Origin of the sequence: Leifsonia sp. NPDC056665, from assembly GCF_042791795.1 — a bacterium.
Classification (GTDB): Bacteria; Actinomycetota; Actinomycetes; order Actinomycetales; family Microbacteriaceae; genus Leifsonia.
This window is the reverse complement of the sequence record NZ_JBHTXK010000001.1, coordinates 385139-403291: the sequence shown is the minus strand read 5'-3', so window position 1 is coordinate 403291 and position 18153 is coordinate 385139. Positions and strand designations below refer to the sequence as shown.

Sequence of the window (18153 nt, the reverse complement as noted above, 5' to 3'; positions counted from 1 at the left end):
GGTGACAGAAGAAGGCCCCGGTCATCCGACCGGGGCCTTCTTCAACGCCTGCGCTCAGACGGAGCGGATCGCGACGACGGCGTTGTGGCCGCCGAAGCCGAAGGAGTTGCTGATCGCGAGCTGCGGGCCCTCGCCGAGCGGCTGCGGCTCGCGGGAGACCTTCAGCGGGATCGCCGGGTCTTGCTCCGTGATGTTGATCGTCGGGGGAGCGACGCGGTCGCGCAGCGCGAAGATCGTGAAGACGGCCTCCAGCGCGCCGGTGCCGCCGAGCAGGTGACCGGTCGACGCCTTCGTGGCCGACACCGGGATGTCGTGCACCCGCTCGCCGAACACCTCGCGGAGAGCGACATACTCGGCAGGGTCGCCGACCGGAGTGCTGGTGGCGTGTGCGTTGATGTGGGTCACCTCGTCGGGGGAGGCGCCCGCCTTCTCTAGGGCGAGCCGCAGCGCGCGGATGGCCCCGCGGCCCTCCGGGTCGTTCGCGGTGATGTGGTAGGAGTCGGCCGTCACGCCGCCGCCGACGATCTCCGCGTAGATGTGGGCGCCGCGGGCGAGCGCGTGCTCCTCGGTCTCCAGCACCAGGCTGGCCGCTCCCTCGCCCATGACGAAGCCGTCGCGGTCGACGCTGTACGGACGGGAGGCCGTCGCCGGGTCGTCGTTGCGGCGCGACAGCGCCTGCATCGACGCGAACGACGCGACCGTGATCGGGTGGATGGCGGACTCGGTGCCGCCGGCGATGACGACATCGGCGAGACCGGCCTGGAGGTGCTCGTACGCGTTGACGAGCGACTCGGTGCTCGACGCGCAGGCGGAGGCGACGGTGCGGGCGAACGCACGGGCCTCGAAGTGCATGGAGACCGCGGCGGACGCGGCGTTGGGCATGAGCATCGGCACGGTCATCGGCAGGACGCGGCGGGGGCCGCGCTCGCGCAGGGTGTCCCAGGCGTCGAGGAGGGTCCACACGCCGCCGATGCCGGTGGCGTAGTCGACGCCGAGGCGCTCGGGGGCGACCTCGGGGGCGCCGGCGTCGGCCCAGGCCTCCATCGCCGAGACCAGCGCGAACTGGCTGGACGGGTCGAGCCGCTTGGCGGTCGGCCGGTCGAGGATGGTGTCGGGCCGCACGAGCGCCTCGGCGGCGAAGGTGACGGGCAGCTCCAGCTCGGCCACCCAGTCGTGGGTGAGGCTGCGGGCGCCGGACTTCCCGGCCAGCAGGCCGGCCCAGCTCTCGGGGGCGGTGCCACCGAGCGGGGAGGATGCGCCCACGCCAGTGACGACGATCTTCTTGGTCATAACGGCAACTCCGTGTAGTAGGAACAACGGTGCAACGCGCAGCGCGCTGCTCCCCGCGCGGGCGCAACCTCGGGGGAGGCCCGCCCGCGCGTAGGAAGTTTCTTCGTGCGGTGCTTAGGCGTCCTGCGCCTTGACGATGAACTCGACAGCGTCACCGACGGTCTTCAGGTTCTTGACCTCTTCGTCCGGGATCTTCACATCGAACTTGTCCTCGGCGTTGACCACGATGGTCATCATCGAGATCGAGTCGATGTCGAGGTCGTCGGTGAACGACTTGTCCAGCTCAACCGTGTCGGTCGCGATGCCGGTCTCGTCGTTGATCAGCTCGGCCAGGCCGGCAAGAACTTCTTCGGTGGACAATGCCATTGTTTTCTCCTTGAGGGGGTGTCGTTTTGACCGTTGATCAGTCTAGGGCAGGCCCTAGGGGAGCACGACGACCTGCGCGCCGAATACCAGACCGGCGCCGAAGCCGATCTGGAGCGCGAGGCCGCCGGACAGTTCGGGGTGCTCCTGCAGGAGCCGGTGCGTGGCGAGCGGGATCGAGGCCGCGGACGTGTTGCCCGTCGTCTCGATGTCGCGCGCGATCGCGACCGTCTCCGGCAGCTTGAGCTGCTTGGCGAACTCGTCGACGATGCGCATGTTCGCCTGGTGCGGGATGAAGGCCGCGAGCTGGTCCGGGGTGACGCCGGCGGCGTCGAGCGCCTGCTTGGCGACCTTCGCCATCTCCCAGACCGCCCAGCGGAAGACGGTCTGGCCGTCCTGGCGGAGGGTCGGCCACGGGGCCTCGCCGTCGCGGAACTCGGTGAGCGTTCCGTCCATCCCGACGGCGCCGGCCTTGGAGCCGTCGGAGCCCCAGACCGTCTTGGCGATGCCCGGGTACTCGCTCGGGCCGATGACCACGGCGCCCGCGCCGTCGCCGAGCAGGAACGAGATGGTGCGGTCGGTCGGGTCGACCACGTCGGAGAGCTTCTCCGCGCCGACGACGAGCGCGTAGTGCGCCTGCCCGGTGCGGATGAGCGCGTCGGCCTGGGCGACGGCGTACGCGTACCCGGCGCAGGCCGCGTTCATGTCGTAGGCGGCGGCCGGGTTGGCGCCGACGTTGTCGGCGAGCACGGCGGCAAGCGACGGGGTCTGCCGCGGGTTGGAGATCGTCGCGACGATGACCGCGTCGATCAGCTTCGGGTCGACGCCGGACTTCTCGATCGCCTCCTTCGACGCCTCGGTCGCGAGGTCGACGGCGCCGACGTCATGGCTGGCCCTGGTGCGGGTGATGATGCCGGTGCGCTGCCGGATCCACTCGTCGGACGAGTCGATCGGCCCGATCAGGTCGTCATTGGGCACCACCAGGTCGCCGCGGGCGGCGCCGATGGAGAGGATGCGGGTGTATTGCGGCCCGTGGGACTGCTGCAGGGTGGGGTGGGTCATGATCTGCGGTCCTCCTAGGCGGCCTGGTCGATGAGGTCGAACGCGGCGGGCAGGTCGTCGGGGGTCTTCACCGCGACGGCGGGGACGCCCTTCAGCCCGCGCTTGGCGAGCCCGACGAGGGCGCCGGCGGGCGCGACCTCGATGATGCCGGTGACGCCGGCCTCCTGGAAGGCCGCCATGTCGAGGTCCCAGCGCACCGGCGAGGAGACCTGGCCGACGAGCATGCGCAGGAACTCGGCGCCGTCGGTGACCTCTGAGCCGTCCTTGTTCGTCCAGAGCCGCAGCGTCGGGTCGTTCGTGGCGAGGCCGGCGGCGAACTCCTCCAGCGCCGGGACGGCCGGGGCCATGTAGCGCGTGTGGAACGCGCCGGCGACCTGCAGCGGGATGACCCTGGCGCGGGCGGGCGGCTCCTCGGCGAGCTTCGCGAGCGCGTCGAGGTCGCCCGCGACGACGATCTGGCCGCCGCCGTTGTAGTTGGCGGGGGAGAGGCCGAGTGCGTCGAGCTTCGCGAGCAGCTCGTCCTCGTCGGCGCCGATCACGGCGCTCATGCCCGTGCGCACCTTTGCGGCGGCGCGGGCCATCGCGGCGCCGCGCTCCCGGACGAACGCGACAGCGTCGGTCTCGGACAGCACACCGGCGCCTGCAGCGGCCGTGAGCTCGCCGACCGAGTGACCGGCGATGCCGCCGACCTTCTCGCGGCGGCCGTCGGCGAGGAGCGCAGAGAGCGTCAGCAGCCCGGCGGACACGATCAGCGGCTGGGCCACCGCGGTGTCGCGGATGGTGTCCGCGTCACTCACCGTGCCGTGCGCGACGAGGTCGATGCCGACCGCGTCGGAGATGCGGGTGAGCTGGTCACGGAACGACGGTTCGGTGAGCCACGGGTCGAGGAAGCCGGGGGTCTGGGAACCCTGCCCCGGGCACGCGATGACGATCACGGGTTCAAGTCTGCCAATCTTCCGCCGCGCGGATGTGTCGGATGTGGATGAACTATGCGCCGAAGCTTTGTGGATGTCTACAACGAGCGGATATCAGTGCTTCCGCGGCGCGTCCGGCTCGTTGATCGAGCCCACGATGAGCGCAGCCTGCAGGATGAGCGCCTCCCTGGCACCGGTGGCGTCCCAGCCGATGACCTCGGAGACGCGCTTCAGCCGGTAGCGCACGGTGTTCGGATGCACGAACAGCTCGCGCGCGGTGGCCTCCAGCGACCTCCCGTTGTCCAGGTAGCACCACAGCGTCGTGAGGAGTTCCGTGGAGTACGCCTGCAACGGCCGGTAGATGCGGCTGATCAGCGTGGCCCGCGCGAGCCCGTCGCCCGCGAGCGCCCGCTCGGGGAGCAGGTCGTCGGCGTGCACGGGCCGCGGGCAGTTGCGCCACGCCTTGGCGACGGCGAAGCCGGCCAGGGCGGCCTTGGCGCTCTTGGAGGCGTCCACCAGGCTCGCGACCTCGTGGCCGAGCACCAGGTGGCCCGGCCCGAAGCCCGGCTCGAGCTGCTGCGCGATCTCCAGGAAGCTGACCGCGGGAGCTGCGCCGATGGCGTCCTCGTTCGGGGTGTCGGCAGGGAGGGCCCGGCCGATGACCAGCACCAGCCGGCTGCCCTGCACGCCGATCAGCACGTCGGCGGACATGTGCCTGGCCGTGCGGCGCAGCTGGTCGACGTCGAGCATCTTGGGGGCGGTGCCCACCAGGACGCTGACCTCGCCGTGACCGTGCCAGCCGAGCGCGGCGATCCGGCTGGGCAGCTCGTCGTCGTACTCGCCGGTGAGGATGCTGTCGACCACCAGGGCCTCCAGGCGCGCGTCCCAGAGGCCGCGGGCCTCGGCGGCGCGGGCGTACACGTCGGCCGCGGCGAACGCGATCTCGCGCGAGTACAGGAGGATGGCCTCCTTCAGCGACTCGTTGCCGCCGCTCTTCACGCGCTCCTCGACCACCTCCACGGTGATCTTGATGAGCTGGAGGGTCTGCTGCAGGCTGACGCTCCGGAGCAGCTCACGAGGAGCCGCCCCGAAGACGTCGGCCGCGATCCACGGCGTCGAGCGCGGGTCGTCGAACCACGAGATGAACGAGGAGATGCCTGCCTGGGCGACCAGCCCGACCGCGCTGCGGCGGCCGGGGGGCATGTCCCGGTACCAGGGGAGCGTGTCCTCCAGCCGCTTCAGCGTGGTCGTCGCGAGTTCGCCCGAGATCTTGCGCAGCCACGCAAGCGTCTCGGCCTTCGTCCTCTCGTGTGCGGTCGCCACGGGCGTCGTTACGCCTCGCCGCCCGCTGTGCCGGTGGTGCCGGCGTTGACGTCGTGCAGCAGGTACTTCTCGATCGCCCAGGCCGGGGCGTTCGGGTCCACCTTGCCCTGGGCCGCGAGCAGCTCCAGGGTGCGGACCACGAGCGACGGGCCGTCGATCTTGAAGAACCGGCGCGCGGCGGCGCGGGTGTCGGAGAAGCCGAAGTCGTCGGCGCCGAGCGTGGCGTACTCACCCGGCACGAACTGACGGATCTGGTCCGGCACCGCGTGCATGTAGTCGGTGACGGCGACGAACGGGCCCTCGGCGCCCTGCAGCTTGCGGGTGACGTACGGCACCTGCTTGTCCTGCTGCGGGTAGAGGAAGTTGTGCTCCTCCGCCGTGAGGCCGTCGCGGCGCAGCTCGCTCCACGAGGTGACGCTCCACACGTCGGCCGACACGCCCCAGTCCTGCGCGAGCAGGTGCTGGGCCTCCAGCGCCCACGGCACCGAGACGCCGGACGCGAGGAGCTGGGCCTTCGGGCCGCCGGTCTCGCCGTCGCGGAGCTTGTGGATGCCGCGGACGATGCCGTCCACGTCCACGCCCTCCGGCTCGGCCGGCTGCACGATCGGCTCGTTGTAGACCGTCAGGTAGTACATGACGTTCGGGTTCGGGTGCGAGTCGCCGTACATCCGCTCGAGGCCGGCGCGGACGATGTGCCCGATCTCGTAGCCGTAGGCGGGGTCGTAGGAGACGACGGCCGGGTTCGTCGAGGCGAGCAGCAGCGAGTGGCCGTCCGCGTGCTGCAGGCCCTCGCCGGTCAGCGTGGTACGGCCGGCGGTGGCGCCGATCATGAAGCCGCGCGCCATCTGGTCGCCAGCCGCCCACATCGCGTCGCCGGTGCGCTGGAAGCCGAACATCGAGTAGAAGACGTAGACCGGGATGAGCGGCTCGCCCTGCGTCGAGTACGACGTGCCCACATTGGTGAACGCCGCGAGGGCGCCTGCCTCGTTGATGCCGACGTGGATGATCTGGCCCTGCGGGCTCTCCTTGTATGCCAGGAGCAGCTCGCGGTCGACCGAGGTGTAGTGCTGGCCGTTCGGGTTGTAGATCTTCGCGTTCGGGAAGAACGCGTCCATGCCGAAGGTGCGCGCCTCGTCCGGGATGATCGGGACGATGCGGTGGCCGAAGTCCTTCGCGCGCAGCAGGTCCTTGAGCAGGCGGACGAACGCCATCGTGGTGGCGATCTCCTGCGTGCCTGAGCCCTTCTTGGAGATGGCGTAGGCCGAGTCGTCCGGGAGGGTGAGCTGCGTGTACTTGACGCGGCGCTCCGGCACGTACCCGCCGAGGGCCGCGCGGCGCTCGTGCAGGTACTGGATCGCCTCGTCGTCCGGCCCCGGGTTGTAGTACGGCGGCAGGTACGGGTTCTCCTCGAGCTGCGCGTCGCTGACCGGGATGCGCATGGCGTCGCGGAACGTCTTGAGGTTGTCCAGCGTCATCTTCTTCATCTGGTGGGTCGCGTTGCGGCCCTCGAAGGACGGACCCAGGCCGTAGCCCTTGATGGTCTTGGCGATGATGACGGTGGGCTGGCCCTTGTGCTCGACGGCCGCCTTGAAGGCTGCGTAGACCTTGCGGTAGTCGTGGCCGCCGCGCTTGAGGCCCCAGACCTCGTCGTCGGTGTAGTCCTTGACGAGCTCCAGGGTGCGCGGGTCGCGGCCGAAGAAGTTCTCGCGCACGTAGGCGCCGTTCTCGGTCTTGTAGGTCTGGTAGTCGCCGTCCGGCGTCTGGTTCATCAGGTTGATCAGCGCGCCATCGGTGTCGCGGGCGAGCAGGTCGTCCCACTCGCGGCCCCAGATCACCTTGATGACGTTCCAGCCGGCGCCGCGGAAGTAGCTCTCCAGCTCCTGGATGATCTTGCCGTTGCCGCGCACCGGGCCGTCGAGGCGCTGCAGGTTCGCGTTGATGACGAAGGTCAGGTTGTCGAGCTTCTCGTTCGCCGCCACCTGGAGCTGGCCGCGCGACTCCACCTCGTCCATCTCGCCGTCGCCGAGGAACGCCCAGACGTGCTGGTCGGAGGCGTCCTTGATGCCGCGGTTGGTGAGGTACTTGTTGAGCTGCGCCTGGTAGATCGCGTTGATCGGGCCGAGGCCCATCGACACGGTCGGGAACTGCCAGAACTCCGGCATGAGACGCGGGTGCGGGTACGACGACAGGCCGCCGCCCGCGTGCGACTTCTCCTGGCGGAAGCCGTCGAGCTGGTCGGCGCTCAGCCGGCCCTCGAGGAAGGCGCGGGCGTAGGTGCCGGGGGAGGCGTGGCCCTGGACGAAGATCTGGTCGCCGCCGCCCGGGTGGTCCTGGCCGCGGAAGAAGTGGTTGAAGCCGACCTCGTAGAGCGCGGCGCTCGACGCGTAGGTCGAGATGTGGCCGCCGACGGCGATGCCGGGTCGCTGCGCGCGGTGCACCAGGATGGCCGCGTTCCAGCGGATCCAGGCGCGATAGCGGCGCTCGATCTCCTCGTCGCCGGGGAAGTCCGGCTCGTTCTCGGGGGAGATGGTGTTGATGTAGTCGGTGGTCGGCACCATCGGCACGCCGAGGTGGAGTTCCTTCGAGCGCTTCAGCAGGCTGAGCATGATCTCGCGAGCGCGCTCATGGCCGTGTGCCGCAACCAGTGCGTCGAGGGACTCGCGCCATTCGGCGGTCTCCTCGGGGTCCGAGTCGATGTTATTCATCGAGTACGGGTCCTGGTCGTTTACAGTCACCCTCGACCTCTTTCTTGTGTCGGATGGATCGTGGAAGGAGCGCATCCGCTTGTCGGGTCACGACAAATCTGCGGGCACCATCGTTCAGCCTAGCCGCAACTCGGGACCACCGGTGACCGCTCGGAGGGAGGCCACGGGTTGGCGCTCCCCGCGTCCGGGTCTATGCTGTGTCCTCGTGCGCCGGCCGGGTGGAATCGTCCCCGGAGCGCGTGAAAGGACACGTCTCATGGCTCTGGAGAACGACACCCAGGCTCCCGACTTCGAACTGCTCGACCAGCACGGCCGCTCGGTCCGGCTCAGCGACTTCCGCGGCTCCAAGGCCGTAGCGCTCGTCTTCTTCCCGATGGCGTTCTCGGGCACCTGCACGGGTGAGCTGTGCGCGCTGCGCGACAACCTGGCGATGTTCCAGGATCACCGGGTGGAGCTGCTGGCGATCTCCGTGGACTCCAAGTACACGCTGCGCGCCTGGGTGGAGCAGGAGGGCTACGACTTCAGCCTGCTGGCCGACTTCTGGCCGCACGGCGACATCGCCAAGGAGTACGGCGTCTTCCTGCCGGAGAAGGGCTTCGCCAACCGCGCGACCTTCCTGATCGACGAGACCGGCATCATCCGCGCCTCCTTCATCACCGCGCCGGGGGAGGCGCGCTCGATCGAGGCCTACAAGGCCGCGCTGGAGCTGCTGCCGGCGCACGTGTGAGCGTGCGGCTTCCCCGCTAGGCTGGGAGGCGACCAGGGCCTTTAGCTCAGCTGGTAGAGCGCCACGTTTACACCGTGGATGTCGTCGGTTCGATCCCGGCAGGGCCCACTCGCCTCCCACCCCGCAGCGGACCTAGTCTGTGCCCTGGAGTCGCGCGCGCGACTCGGACGGGGATCGTTTCATGGACGCAGAGGGCGACGGCCCGCAGGAGTACGGGATTTATCCGGAGGACGACTCGATCGAGGAGAACCCGGAGACCGAGGGGACCAACGCGTCGCGGTTCGCGATCGCGGGCGCCCTCGGGGCGACGACTCTGCGAGGTGCGCCCCTCGACGTGGTCGAGCCCGGCATGCTGGAGATGTTCGGCTTCCGAGACGAGCTGCAGGGCGCCGTCGACCGACTGCGCGGCGTCGACAACATCCTCTTTGGGGAGGGCGAGTTTCTCCAGGGGACGGTGCGGGGCGGTTGGCAGCCGCGCGAGGCCCGCCACGAGTCCTGGCGGCGGCTGAACGAAGGCAGCGTGTGGCACCGGCTCACCCTGCTGGCGGCCGGTTTGTGCAGCTCGCTGGAACGCGAGAGCGTCGTCGCCGCCGTCGCCGTGCTCAACGCGCTCCCCGCGTCGCTCGTGATCGACCTCCTCGGGATCGACGCCGACGACCTCCTTTATCCGTTGCCCCTCTCGCTTTCCGAGCCGGCCGTCGAACGCGTCACCTGGCGAAGCGACGCGTGGGCGGCGGAGTCCGCTGACCAGCTCAGCGCGTCCGCGGACGGCGACACTCGGGACGTGCTCCGCCGGCTTCTCCTGCTCGCGTTCGAGCGTATTCGTGCGGCGCTGCGGTCACCCGACGACGTCGTGCGCGAACTGGCGGCCGTGGCGTGGCTCCGCGCGATCGCCGTGGACGACCGCGTCGAACAGGCGGGGGACGACGCCGAGACAGGAGCGAACGACGAGGAGGCGGGTGGCAGCGTACCGCCCGCAGACGTCCCCGATGGCGCCCCTCCTGGAACGGCGCCGGCCGCGCCCGCACGGCTCAGCACGCTCATCCACGGCACCTGGGCCTGGCAGGCGGACTGGTGGTACCCCGGGGGCGACTTTCACACCCATGTCCTGAACGGCCTCCGTCCCGCGCTGTACGACGCGGGGATGCCGTTCTCCTGGTCGGGCGAGCTCAGTGGGCAGCATCGTGCGATCGCAGCGCGACGCCTCAAGGAGTGGCTCACCACCGCTACCGGCGGCGCCGGTGTCGGCACCGTGTTCGCGCACAGCTACGGCGGCGAGGTGGCCGCCCGCGCCGTGAACAACGGCTGCCCCATCCCGCAGCTCGTGCTGTTGAGCGCACCGATTCACCGGCATCACCGCCGGGCGCTCCCGCTCATCCCCGACGTGGTGGACATCCGGCTGCGGTTCGACCTCGTGCTGACCGGCGCGCTCGCGAAGCAGCGGCTCCGGGGCCCGCGCGTGCGGAACCGGATCATCTCGAAGGCCTTCTGGCAGCACGGCGTGACGCATGATCCGGCGCTGTGGCACGGCGAGGGGCTCGACGCGTTCGTCGGACCCTAGACTCCCGCACATGCCGCCAGGCCCCTACCGCTGGTTCGTCATCGCCGAGCTGATCCTCGCGGCCGTGACCTTCGTCGCCCTCCTCTTCGTCGTCGCCCCCTACGGCGGCCGCCACGGCCGCCCCGGCTGGGGCCCGACCGTCCCCGCACGCGTCGGCTGGATCGTGATGGAGGCCCCCGCGAGCCTCGCCTTCCTGGCCTTCTACCTGCTCGGCGCGCACCGTGCCGACCTCGTGCCCCTGCTGTTCCTGCTGCTCTGGCAGGCGCACTACGTGCAGCGCGCCTTCGTCTACCCGCTGCTCATGCGTTCCGGCTCGCGGATGCCGGTGCTCGTGATGCTGCTGGCCATCCTGTTCAACCTGCTCAACGCGTGGGTGAACGCGCGCTGGATCTCCGAGTACGGCGACTACCCGGTGTCGTGGCTGGGCGATCCGCGGTTCTGGATCGGTGTCGCCCTGTTCGCGGCCGGCTACGCGCTCAACGTCGGCTCCGACCGCATCCTGCGGAGGCTGCGGCGAACCGGGGCCGGGTACCGCATCCCGCACGGCGGCGGCTTCCGGTTCGTGTCCAGCCCGAACTACCTCGGCGAGATGGTGGAGTGGACCGGCTGGGCCGTCGCCACCTGGTCCGTCGCGGGGCTCGCGTTCGCGCTCTACACGGTTGCCAACCTCGCGCCGCGGGCGATGGCGAACCACCGCTGGTACCGGGAGACCTTCCCCGATTACCCCTCCGACCGCCGTGCGCTGCTGCCGTTCCTCCTATGACACCCCCGCTGTCGGACGCCCGCCGTACCGTTGGCGTGTGAAGGACGGGGTGACGTGACCGAGAACGTCGCGCAGTGGTGGGCACGCAGGCAGTGGTCGAAGGGCCTCCCGGTGCCCTACGCCGTCGGCGCCTACCGCGCCGACTGGCAGCGCTATCCGACCGTGGTGCGCCAGTTCCATCCCGAGCTCAACGCCGGGATCGTGCTCAGCCAGATCCCGCCCGCCGCGGACGTCTACGTGCAGTGGGAGTGCGACGCCGGCCACCGCTTCATCGCCACGCCGGAGGAGCAGCGTTCCCGTCCTGGCGGCACCCGGCGGCGGTCGGCCTGGTGCCCGTGGTGCAGCGAGGAGGCGGTCCCGCGCCGCGTGCGGACGCCGGAGCCCGACGCGGGGCTGCACGTCTGCGGCCACGCGCGCGACCTGCGACGCATCGAGAACGACCCGGACGACGACCGCTGCTACCTCTGCCGGAGGCTCGACCGCACGTCGATGACACGGGAGGAGTTGATCGCGCTGGCGGCGCCCGGCTCGCGCGTCGCCCTCTCGCACGAGAACGGCACCGCCACCCGCTACTCGTGGCAGTGCTCCAACGGACATCCCAGCTACTCCGCCACGGTCGAGCGCATCCTCGGCGGCCGCCGCTGCCCGGTCTGCCGGAACGCGCGCCGCGGGGCGGACCGGGTGCCGGTCGGAGAGGCCTTCCTCAGCGAGCTCGCCCCGCGCCCGGCGTCGGCGGCCGAGCCCGAGCTGAAGCGCCGTCTGGCCGCCCGGCTCGCGGTCGACCTGAGCCTCAACGCGGTCCGGGTCGCCCGGCCGTTCAACAACCAGCTCGAGGTCTGGCCCGACATCGTCGTCCCCGAGCTGCGCGTCGCCATCGAGTACGACACCATCGGCCGGCACGGGCTGGAGCACGTGGGCCCGCGGGAGGCCTCCGACCGCCGCAAGGACCGCCTCCTGCGCGCCGCCGGCTGGGAGGTCGTGCGGGTGCGCTGCTCGCCGCTCGCACCGCTCGGCCCCCACGACGTCGTCGCGTCCGGGGTGACGGACGCGGTGGTCGAGCGTGTTCTCGCGGCGCTGGGCGCGATCCGCGGCGAGCTGTTCGTCGCCGCCTACCTTGCCTGAAAGGCCTCGCGCGCCTCGGCCTTCCCGCCCGGGCGGCCCACTGACTAGCCTGAAACCTGAGCCGCGCACCGTGCGCGCGCACGAAGGGAGATCCCACGATGCCGTCGATCTTGAACCCGTACCTCAACTTCCGCACGCAGGCCCGCGACGCGATGGACTTCTACCAGTCCGTCTTCGGCGGCACCCTCCAGCAGAGCACCTTCGCCGAGTTCGGGATGAGCCAGGACCCGGACGACGCGAACCTGATCATGCACTCGCAGCTCACCACCGACGCGGGCTTCACGATCATGGCGGCCGATGTGCCGGCCCACATGGACCTCAAGGAGGGCTCGCAGATCTCGGTGTCGCTGAGCGGCGACGACGAGGCCCAGCTCTCCGGCTACTACGACAAGCTGGTCGACGGCGGCACCGTCGTCGAGCCGCTCTCCAAGGCGCCGTGGGGCGACAGCTTCGGGATGCTGGTCGACCGGTTCGGCGTGCAGTGGCTGGTGAACATCGCGGGGGCCGCGCCGACCGCCTGAGAGCGGTCCGGGGAGTCGCTCCACCACCCATTCCCGGGGGAGGGTCCGCGGCGTTATGGTGCTCCCGGATCGAGCCGGTCGATCCGGGAGGGGAAGACGTCATGTGCCGTTGGCTCGCGTACTCCGGGGAGGCGCTGAAACCCGCCGTCCTGGTCCTGGACGCGCAACACTCGCTGGTCGCGCAATCGCTGAACTCGCCGCTCGGCGCCGAGACGGTGAACGGCGACGGCTTCGGCTTCGGGTGGTACCCGGAGGGCTCGAAGGCGGGCAGCACGCCCGCGCTGTTCCATTCCACCGAGCCCGCCTGGAACGACGAGAACCTGCGCGAGCTCACCAACTCGATCGCGAGCCCTCTCTTCTTCGGGCACGTGCGCGCGGCGGGAGGGCCGCCCATCCAGCAGACGAACTGCCATCCGTTCCGCTACGAGAACTGGATGTTCATGCACAACGGCTTCCTCGACGGCTTCGGGAAGATGAAGCGCGACCTGACCTTCTCCGTCGACGAGTCGCTGTACCCGCTGATCCACGGCACCACCGACTCGGAGGTGATGTTCTACCTGGCTCTGACGAACGGGCTCCAGGACGACCCGATCGGCGCGATGACGAAGACCATCCAGCGGGTAGAGGAGGTGGGGGAGTCGAAGGGCATCCGCTTCCCGATGCAGGGGACCATCGCACTGTCCGACGGCGCAACGCTCTGGGCGTTCCGCTACTCCACGTCGGGACGCAGCCGCAGCCTGTATCACTCCGTCGCGATCCCGGAGCTGCGCGAGATGTACCCGGATGCCGCCCGCCTGGAGATGTTCGGGGACAAGGCGAAGGTCGTGGTGTCCGAGCCGCTCAACGACATCCCCGGCACGTTCGTGGAAGTGGGGGAGTCCACGGTGGCCATCCTCACCGACGACGGCTACCACCACGAGCCGTTCATTGCGCGCGCCGACGCCTGACGACGAAAGGCCCTGACCACAGCGAAAGGCGGGGACGACCTGAGTCGTCCCCGCCTTCATCGCCTCCCGGTCAGGCCCGGCGTCGCCGCAGGAACCGGAATCCGATCGCGCCTCCGCCGAGGGCCAGGAGGATCGCGCCGAACCAGACGAGGGTGTCCACGTCCAGGCCCGTCGAGGCGAGCCCACCCAGGGCGGCCCGAGCCGTCGACGGAGGGGACGTGACCCGGCCCGAGCCGGACTCGCCGTCCGCGACCGCCGTGTTGGTCACGGTTGCCGCCCGCCGATCGGCGTCGGTGAGCGTGTACGTCGCCGTGCAGACGATCGACGCGGCGGGAGCGAGCGAGGCCGCCCCGTCCGGGCAGTCGACGCCGGGGAAGCCGCCGGTGCCGGTGAAGTCGCCCTCCGCGATGGACACGCCGGTGACCGTCACGTTCCCGGTGTTGGTCACCGTGAAGCGGTAGTCGATCGTGGAGGCGTTCACCGTGGCGCTCTTCACCAGGTCGAGCGCGGGCGCGCTGTCGTGCGGCAGCGTGACCGTGGACGGCGCGCTCTCCACCGGTTCGCCGCCCGCGGGCGGGATGCCGCTCGCGGTCGCCGTGTTGGTGATGCCTCCGGCGTCGGCGTCCGCCTGCGTCACGGTGTAGGTCGCCGTGCAGGTGAGCTGTGCGGCCGGCGCCAAGGAGGTCGGCTGACCCGAGCAGTCCGGCACCGGGGCGGGGCCGCTGCCCGTGAAGCCCGAGTCGGCCACCTGGATGTCGTCCAGCGTCACGTTGCCGGTGTTGGTCACCACGAAGCTGTACGTGATCACCGCCCCGGTCTTGAAGGACGCGGCGTCACTCGGCGTGCCCGACTTGACGATCGTCAGCGCCGGCTGGGCCGGTGCGTCGACGGTGCTGCCCGCCGGCCCGAATGTCATCGGCACATCGGGAGCCGACGGGATCGTGCCCTGTACGGTCGCCGTGTTGTCGACGGTCCCCGCATCCACGTCCGCCTGGGTCGCGATGTAAGTCGCCGTGCAGGTCACCGTGTCACCAGGGGCCAGGACGATCGGCGCTGCCGGGCACTGGACGGCCGGCGCGACGCCGGTTCCGGTGAAGGTCCCTTCGATCACCTCGACCGAGGACATGGTCACATTGCCGGTGTTCGTCACCACGAAGCTGTAGGTGACGGTCTGACCGGCTTTCGTGATGGTGGCCGGGTCGGCCGTCTTGGTGATGGTCATGTCCGGCGACGCGGTGGCGCTGAAGGTCGTGGACGACGGCTGCGAGTCCACCGCCGCGCCCCCGCCGATCGGCGTTGCGCTCGCGGTCGCGGTGTTGGTCACGGTGCCCGCGTCGACGTCGCCCTGGGTCGGCGTGTACACCGCCGTGCAGGTGACGGTCCCGCCCGGCGCGAGGGAGGCCGCGCCGGCCGGGCAGCTCGGCGCCGGTGTGGCACCGCTGCCGGTGAACTCGCCCTCGGCCACGGAGACGCCGGTGACCGTCACGTTCCCGGTGTTCGTCACCAGGTAGGAGTACGTGACCGGCTGTCCCGCCGCGGTGATCGCGGTGGGGTCGACCGTCTTCTCCATCGTCAGCGCCGGCGCCGGGTCGGCGGTGATGTCGACCTCCGACGGGGGAGCGGTGATGGTGGCTCCGCCCGGCGTCTGGAGCGTCGCCACGGCTCTGTTGGTGATCCCGCCCTTGTCGATGTCGGACTGCGTCGCGACGTAGTCGGCCGTGCAGGTCACGGACTCGCCCGGCGCCAGGGAGGTGACCCCGGCCGGGCACACCGGGCTCAGCACGGCGAACCCGCTGAACGTGGCCTCCACGACCTGGGGGCTCTGCAGCGTCACGTTCCCGGTGTTGGTGACCACGAACTCGTACGTGATCGTCTGGCCCGCGGCGGTCACGCTCCGCACGGTGGCGGTCTTCTGCAGCGTCACTCCCGGGTCTGCCAGGATCGGGACCACGGTCTGCGAGTCGCCCGACGTGACGGCGGCGCCGCTTCCCGTCGTGCCCGTCGCAGTGGCGGTGTTGTCGATGCCGCCGGCGTTCGCGTCCGCCTGCGTGACGGTGTAGGTCGCCGTGCAGGTCACGGTCGCGCCGGGCGCGAGGGAGGCCGCGCCGGCCGGGCAGCTCGGCGACGGCGCCGTGCCGGAACCGGAGAACGTACCTTCGGCGATCCCGATGCCGTTCACCGTCGTGTCGCCGGTGTTGGTCACCGCGAACGAGTAGGTGATCGTGTCGCCCGCGGCTGTCGCATGCAGGGGGCTCGCCGTCTTCACCAGGGTGAGCGCCGGATTCTCGGCGACCGCGACGGTCGCCGTCGACGGCGCGCTCGTCACCGGGCCGCCCGCCGACGCCGGCGGGGTGCCGGTCGCCGTGGCGGTGTTGACGAGCTGGGACCCGTCGGCGTCCGTCTGGGTCAGCGTGTAGCTGGCGGTGCAGACCACCCGGGCGCCGGGGACCATCGTGGCGGCCTCCGCGGGGCAGATGACGGCGGGGGTCCCGCCGCTGCCCGAGAACGCCGCCTCGTCGACCGTGACGCCCTTCAGGGTCACGTTCCCGCTGTTGGTGACAGCGAACTGGTAGCTCACGACGTCACCCTGCGCCGCGACAATCGCGGGCGTCGCGGTCTTCTCGACGGTGATGGCCGGCGCCGGGTTGCCCGGGGCGCTGATCGTGGCCGGCGGCGAGATCACGGCAGGGCCGGTCGGCGGCGTGCCGTGCGAGGTCGCGGTGTTCGTCACGTCGCCCTGGTCGATGTCGGCCTGCGTCAGCGTGTAGGTCGCCGTGCAGGTCACCTGGCCGCCCGGCGGGATCGGGGCGCTCGCCGGGCAGACCGGGTTCACCGCGCCTCCGGTGCCGGTGAAGCCCTGCTCGGCGATGCCGACGTTCGTCAGCGTCACGTTGCCGGTGTTGGTGGCGACGAAGGAGTAGGTCAGCACCTGCCCGACGACGAACGACGCGGCGTCGTCCGGCGACGCCGACTTCTCGAGCGTGATCGCGGGCGCGCCGGCCGAGGTCACCGTCGCCGACGAGTCGGGGGAGTCGACGGTGCCGCTCTCCGGGTCGGACGCCGTCGCGTGCGCGGTGTTCGTCACCGAGCCGCTGTCGACGTCCGCCTGGGTCAGCGTGTAGGTCGCGGTGCAGACCGTCGAGGTGCCTGGAGCGAGCGACGTCACCGGGCAGACCGGCGCCGGGCCGGTCCCGCTGCCGGAGAAGGAGCTCTCCACGATCGCGAGGGCGTGCACGTCCACGTTGCCGGTGTTCGTCACGCTGTAGTCGTAGGTCACTGCGGTCCCGGCGGTCGCCGCGGTCGACGGGGTGACCGTCTTGCTGAGCGTCAGCGCGGCGTTCGCCGCCTCGAGCGTCGTCGTGGTCGCGGAGCTGTTGGAGCGGATCACGGTCGTGCCGCCGAGCGGGTTGCCCTGCGCCGTCGCGGTGTTCGTGAAAGCGCCGGAGGCGACGTCCGCGGCCGTGATGGTGTACACCGAGTTCGCCGTGCAGCGGGTGGAGGCGCCGGGGGCGAGCGTGGTCGCCGGGCAGGTCACCGCGCCGACGGCGGGGTCGTTGACCACGAGGTTCTCGACGCTCATCTGCCCGGTGTTCGTCACGGCGAAGGAGTACGGGATGGTGTCGCCCGCATCGCGGACGCCGTTCCCGTTGACGTCGTTGACGGGTCCGGCCTCCTTCTGCAGGAGGAGGTTCCCGGCGAGCGCCGTGTTGGTGATGGTGCAGTTGACCAGGTCGCCGATCGCGAGCGCGACAGTGGCAGAGGGGCCGGCGGCGCCCGAGGGCAGACCGGGGTCGGCCGAACCGTTCCTGGTGCACGACCAGGACTGTGCGTACGCGCCGATCGGCGTCGTGCCGGTCGCGGTCTCCGCGAGCGTGAACGGGGAGGTGGTGGCGGCGCCGATGGTCTCGACCTCGCCGGTGGTGGCGGTGGTCGCCGTCCCGGTGTTGGCGCCGGCGAGCTGGATGCCGCCCGGGGCGGTGACGCTCAGCCCGAACGAGTCGGACGGGCTCACCCGGCTGGCGACGGTCTTGGACAGGACGACCTTCGACAGCAGGATGCCGAACGCGACGCCCTGTCGCCGGTTCGAGTTCAAGTCGATCGTGGCGCCGGTCGGAGCGTTGGCCGCCAGCATCGCCGTGCCGCTCCTCGTGGTGCTCTGGCTGCTGGAGCACATCACCGTGTTCGTGCCGACCCCGGTGAACCCCGAGTCGCACGCGTTGCCCAGCGGCGCGATCTGCCGCAGCGGTTGATCGGCCGCGAACCCCAGCGATTCGTCCTGGTCGGTGGACTCGGCGTCCGCCATGACGATCGAGAACGCGTTGACGGGGTTCCCGTCGGCATCCTTGACGGTGATGCCATTCATCAGCACGGACGAGTGCCCGCCCGTGGCGCCCGCCTGGTACAGCGCGGGCAAGCCCGCCACGCCTCGGTACCCGCCGTTGGTACTGCCGAGGTAGGCGCTCGCATACGTCGGGAACGCGGCGGGGACCACCGCGCGGCCGTTCGCGAAGGCCGTGTATTCGAGCGTGTAGCCGCCGGGTAGCGCGACCTTCATCTGCTGGCCGCCGGGGCTGGAGGCCGCCGCCTGGTCGTATCCGCTCTGGTCGAGCCAGCACAGCGTGCGCGCGTACGTCCCGCTGCCGGCGTCCGCGTACGAGCACTGCTGGTCGGTCGGCGCGGCCGACGCGACTTGCGAGAAGACGATGACGCCGGCCACTGCCATCAGCAGGCTCACGAGCGCGGCAAGCGCTTTCGAGCGCCTGCGTGTGAAGAACTTCATCGATGCCTCCCCGGCGGTGAAATGACCGTCGAAAGCTACCGACGTCACTCCGCGGATCGAGCAGCCGGACCTCGT

Annotated in this window: 13 protein-coding genes and 1 tRNA gene; 7 read left to right on the top strand and 7 right to left on the bottom strand. The window is 70.7% G+C overall.

All coding sequences use genetic code 11. The annotated features are described in order from the left end of the window. Positions 1-54: 54 nt before the first annotated feature. From ACFQ9V_RS01795 to aceE, 6 genes are all read right to left on the bottom strand, one after another. Positions 55-1290: a beta-ketoacyl-[acyl-carrier-protein] synthase family protein gene (locus ACFQ9V_RS01795; protein WP_382457465.1), complete on the bottom strand. Its 1236-nt coding sequence runs from the start codon at positions 1288-1290 to the stop codon at positions 55-57. Between the two features lie 114 nt (positions 1291-1404). Then, on the bottom strand, positions 1405-1656 hold the full coding sequence (locus ACFQ9V_RS01790; protein WP_021765217.1) for an acyl carrier protein: 252 nt from the start codon (positions 1654-1656) through the stop codon (positions 1405-1407). A gap of 54 nt (positions 1657-1710) precedes the next feature. Further along, a complete protein-coding gene (locus tag ACFQ9V_RS01785; RefSeq protein WP_382457464.1) occupies positions 1711-2715 on the bottom strand; it encodes a beta-ketoacyl-ACP synthase III in 1005 nt (334 codons plus the stop codon). 14 nt (positions 2716-2729) lie between these two features. Next, complete coding sequence (locus tag ACFQ9V_RS01780) at positions 2730-3650, bottom strand: ACP S-malonyltransferase (protein ID WP_382457463.1); 921 nt, start codon at positions 3648-3650, stop codon at positions 2730-2732. 93 nt (positions 3651-3743) lie between these two features. Beyond that, the gene (locus ACFQ9V_RS01775; protein WP_382457462.1) at positions 3744-4952 is read right to left on the bottom strand and encodes a PucR family transcriptional regulator; all 1209 of its coding nucleotides are present in this window, start codon (positions 4950-4952) and stop codon (positions 3744-3746) included. Between the two features lie 8 nt (positions 4953-4960). Continuing rightward, positions 4961-7687, bottom strand: coding sequence for a pyruvate dehydrogenase (acetyl-transferring), homodimeric type (gene aceE, locus ACFQ9V_RS01770; RefSeq protein ID WP_382457461.1), 2727 nt, complete (start codon positions 7685-7687; stop codon positions 4961-4963). A 226-nt stretch (positions 7688-7913) separates the two neighbouring features. Here aceE and ACFQ9V_RS01765 point away from each other — a divergent pair, with 226 nt between their 5' ends. The 7 genes from ACFQ9V_RS01765 (at position 7914) to ACFQ9V_RS01735 (ending at position 13298) form a co-directional block, all read left to right on the top strand. Continuing rightward, positions 7914-8384 (top strand): peroxiredoxin, encoded by a 471-nt coding sequence (locus ACFQ9V_RS01765; RefSeq protein WP_382457460.1) that lies wholly within the window; start codon positions 7914-7916, stop codon positions 8382-8384. A gap of 35 nt (positions 8385-8419) precedes the next feature. Further along, positions 8420-8492 (top strand) — tRNA-Val (locus tag ACFQ9V_RS01760). Between the two features lie 73 nt (positions 8493-8565). Continuing rightward, on the top strand, positions 8566-9945 hold the full coding sequence (locus tag ACFQ9V_RS01755) for a hypothetical protein (RefSeq protein ID WP_382457459.1): 1380 nt from the start codon (positions 8566-8568) through the stop codon (positions 9943-9945). A 10-nt stretch (positions 9946-9955) separates the two neighbouring features. Further along, the gene (locus ACFQ9V_RS01750) at positions 9956-10708 is read left to right on the top strand and encodes a 3-oxo-5-alpha-steroid 4-dehydrogenase (protein ID WP_382457458.1); all 753 of its coding nucleotides are present in this window, start codon (positions 9956-9958) and stop codon (positions 10706-10708) included. Between the two features lie 54 nt (positions 10709-10762). Next, positions 10763-11830, top strand: coding sequence for a hypothetical protein (locus ACFQ9V_RS01745; protein ID WP_382457457.1), 1068 nt, complete (start codon positions 10763-10765; stop codon positions 11828-11830). A gap of 98 nt (positions 11831-11928) precedes the next feature. Further along, on the top strand, positions 11929-12351 hold the full coding sequence (locus ACFQ9V_RS01740) for a VOC family protein (protein WP_382457456.1): 423 nt from the start codon (positions 11929-11931) through the stop codon (positions 12349-12351). Between the two features lie 101 nt (positions 12352-12452). Further along, on the top strand, positions 12453-13298 hold the full coding sequence (locus ACFQ9V_RS01735) for a class II glutamine amidotransferase (RefSeq protein ID WP_382457455.1): 846 nt from the start codon (positions 12453-12455) through the stop codon (positions 13296-13298). Positions 13299-13368: 70 nt separating this feature from the next. Here the strand turns inward: ACFQ9V_RS01735 and ACFQ9V_RS01730 are convergent, their stop codons facing one another. After that, positions 13369-18078, bottom strand: a complete 4710-nt coding sequence (locus ACFQ9V_RS01730; RefSeq protein WP_382457454.1) for a beta strand repeat-containing protein — start codon at positions 18076-18078, stop codon at positions 13369-13371. Positions 18079-18153: the final 75 nt, after the last annotated feature.

Excerpts from the sequence above, each read along its gene's own strand:
- ACFQ9V_RS01765 (WP_382457460.1), top strand. The coding sequence starts at position 7,914 with ATGGCTCTGGAGAACGACACCCAGGCTCCCGACTTCGAACTGCTCGAC.
- ACFQ9V_RS01740 (WP_382457456.1), top strand. The coding sequence starts at position 11,929 with ATGCCGTCGATCTTGAACCCGTACCTCAACTTCCGCACGCAGGCCCGC.
- ACFQ9V_RS01750 (WP_382457458.1), top strand. The coding sequence starts at position 9,956 with ATGCCGCCAGGCCCCTACCGCTGGTTCGTCATCGCCGAGCTGATCCTC.
- ACFQ9V_RS01730 (WP_382457454.1), bottom strand. The coding sequence starts at position 18,078 with ATGAAGTTCTTCACACGCAGGCGCTCGAAAGCGCTTGCCGCGCTCGTG.
- ACFQ9V_RS01795 (WP_382457465.1), bottom strand. The coding sequence starts at position 1,290 with ATGACCAAGAAGATCGTCGTCACTGGCGTGGGCGCATCCTCCCCGCTC.
- ACFQ9V_RS01755 (WP_382457459.1), top strand. The coding sequence starts at position 8,566 with ATGGACGCAGAGGGCGACGGCCCGCAGGAGTACGGGATTTATCCGGAG.
- ACFQ9V_RS01785 (WP_382457464.1), bottom strand. The coding sequence starts at position 2,715 with ATGACCCACCCCACCCTGCAGCAGTCCCACGGGCCGCAATACACCCGC.
- ACFQ9V_RS01790 (WP_021765217.1), bottom strand. The coding sequence starts at position 1,656 with ATGGCATTGTCCACCGAAGAAGTTCTTGCCGGCCTGGCCGAGCTGATC.
- ACFQ9V_RS01735 (WP_382457455.1), top strand. The coding sequence starts at position 12,453 with ATGTGCCGTTGGCTCGCGTACTCCGGGGAGGCGCTGAAACCCGCCGTC.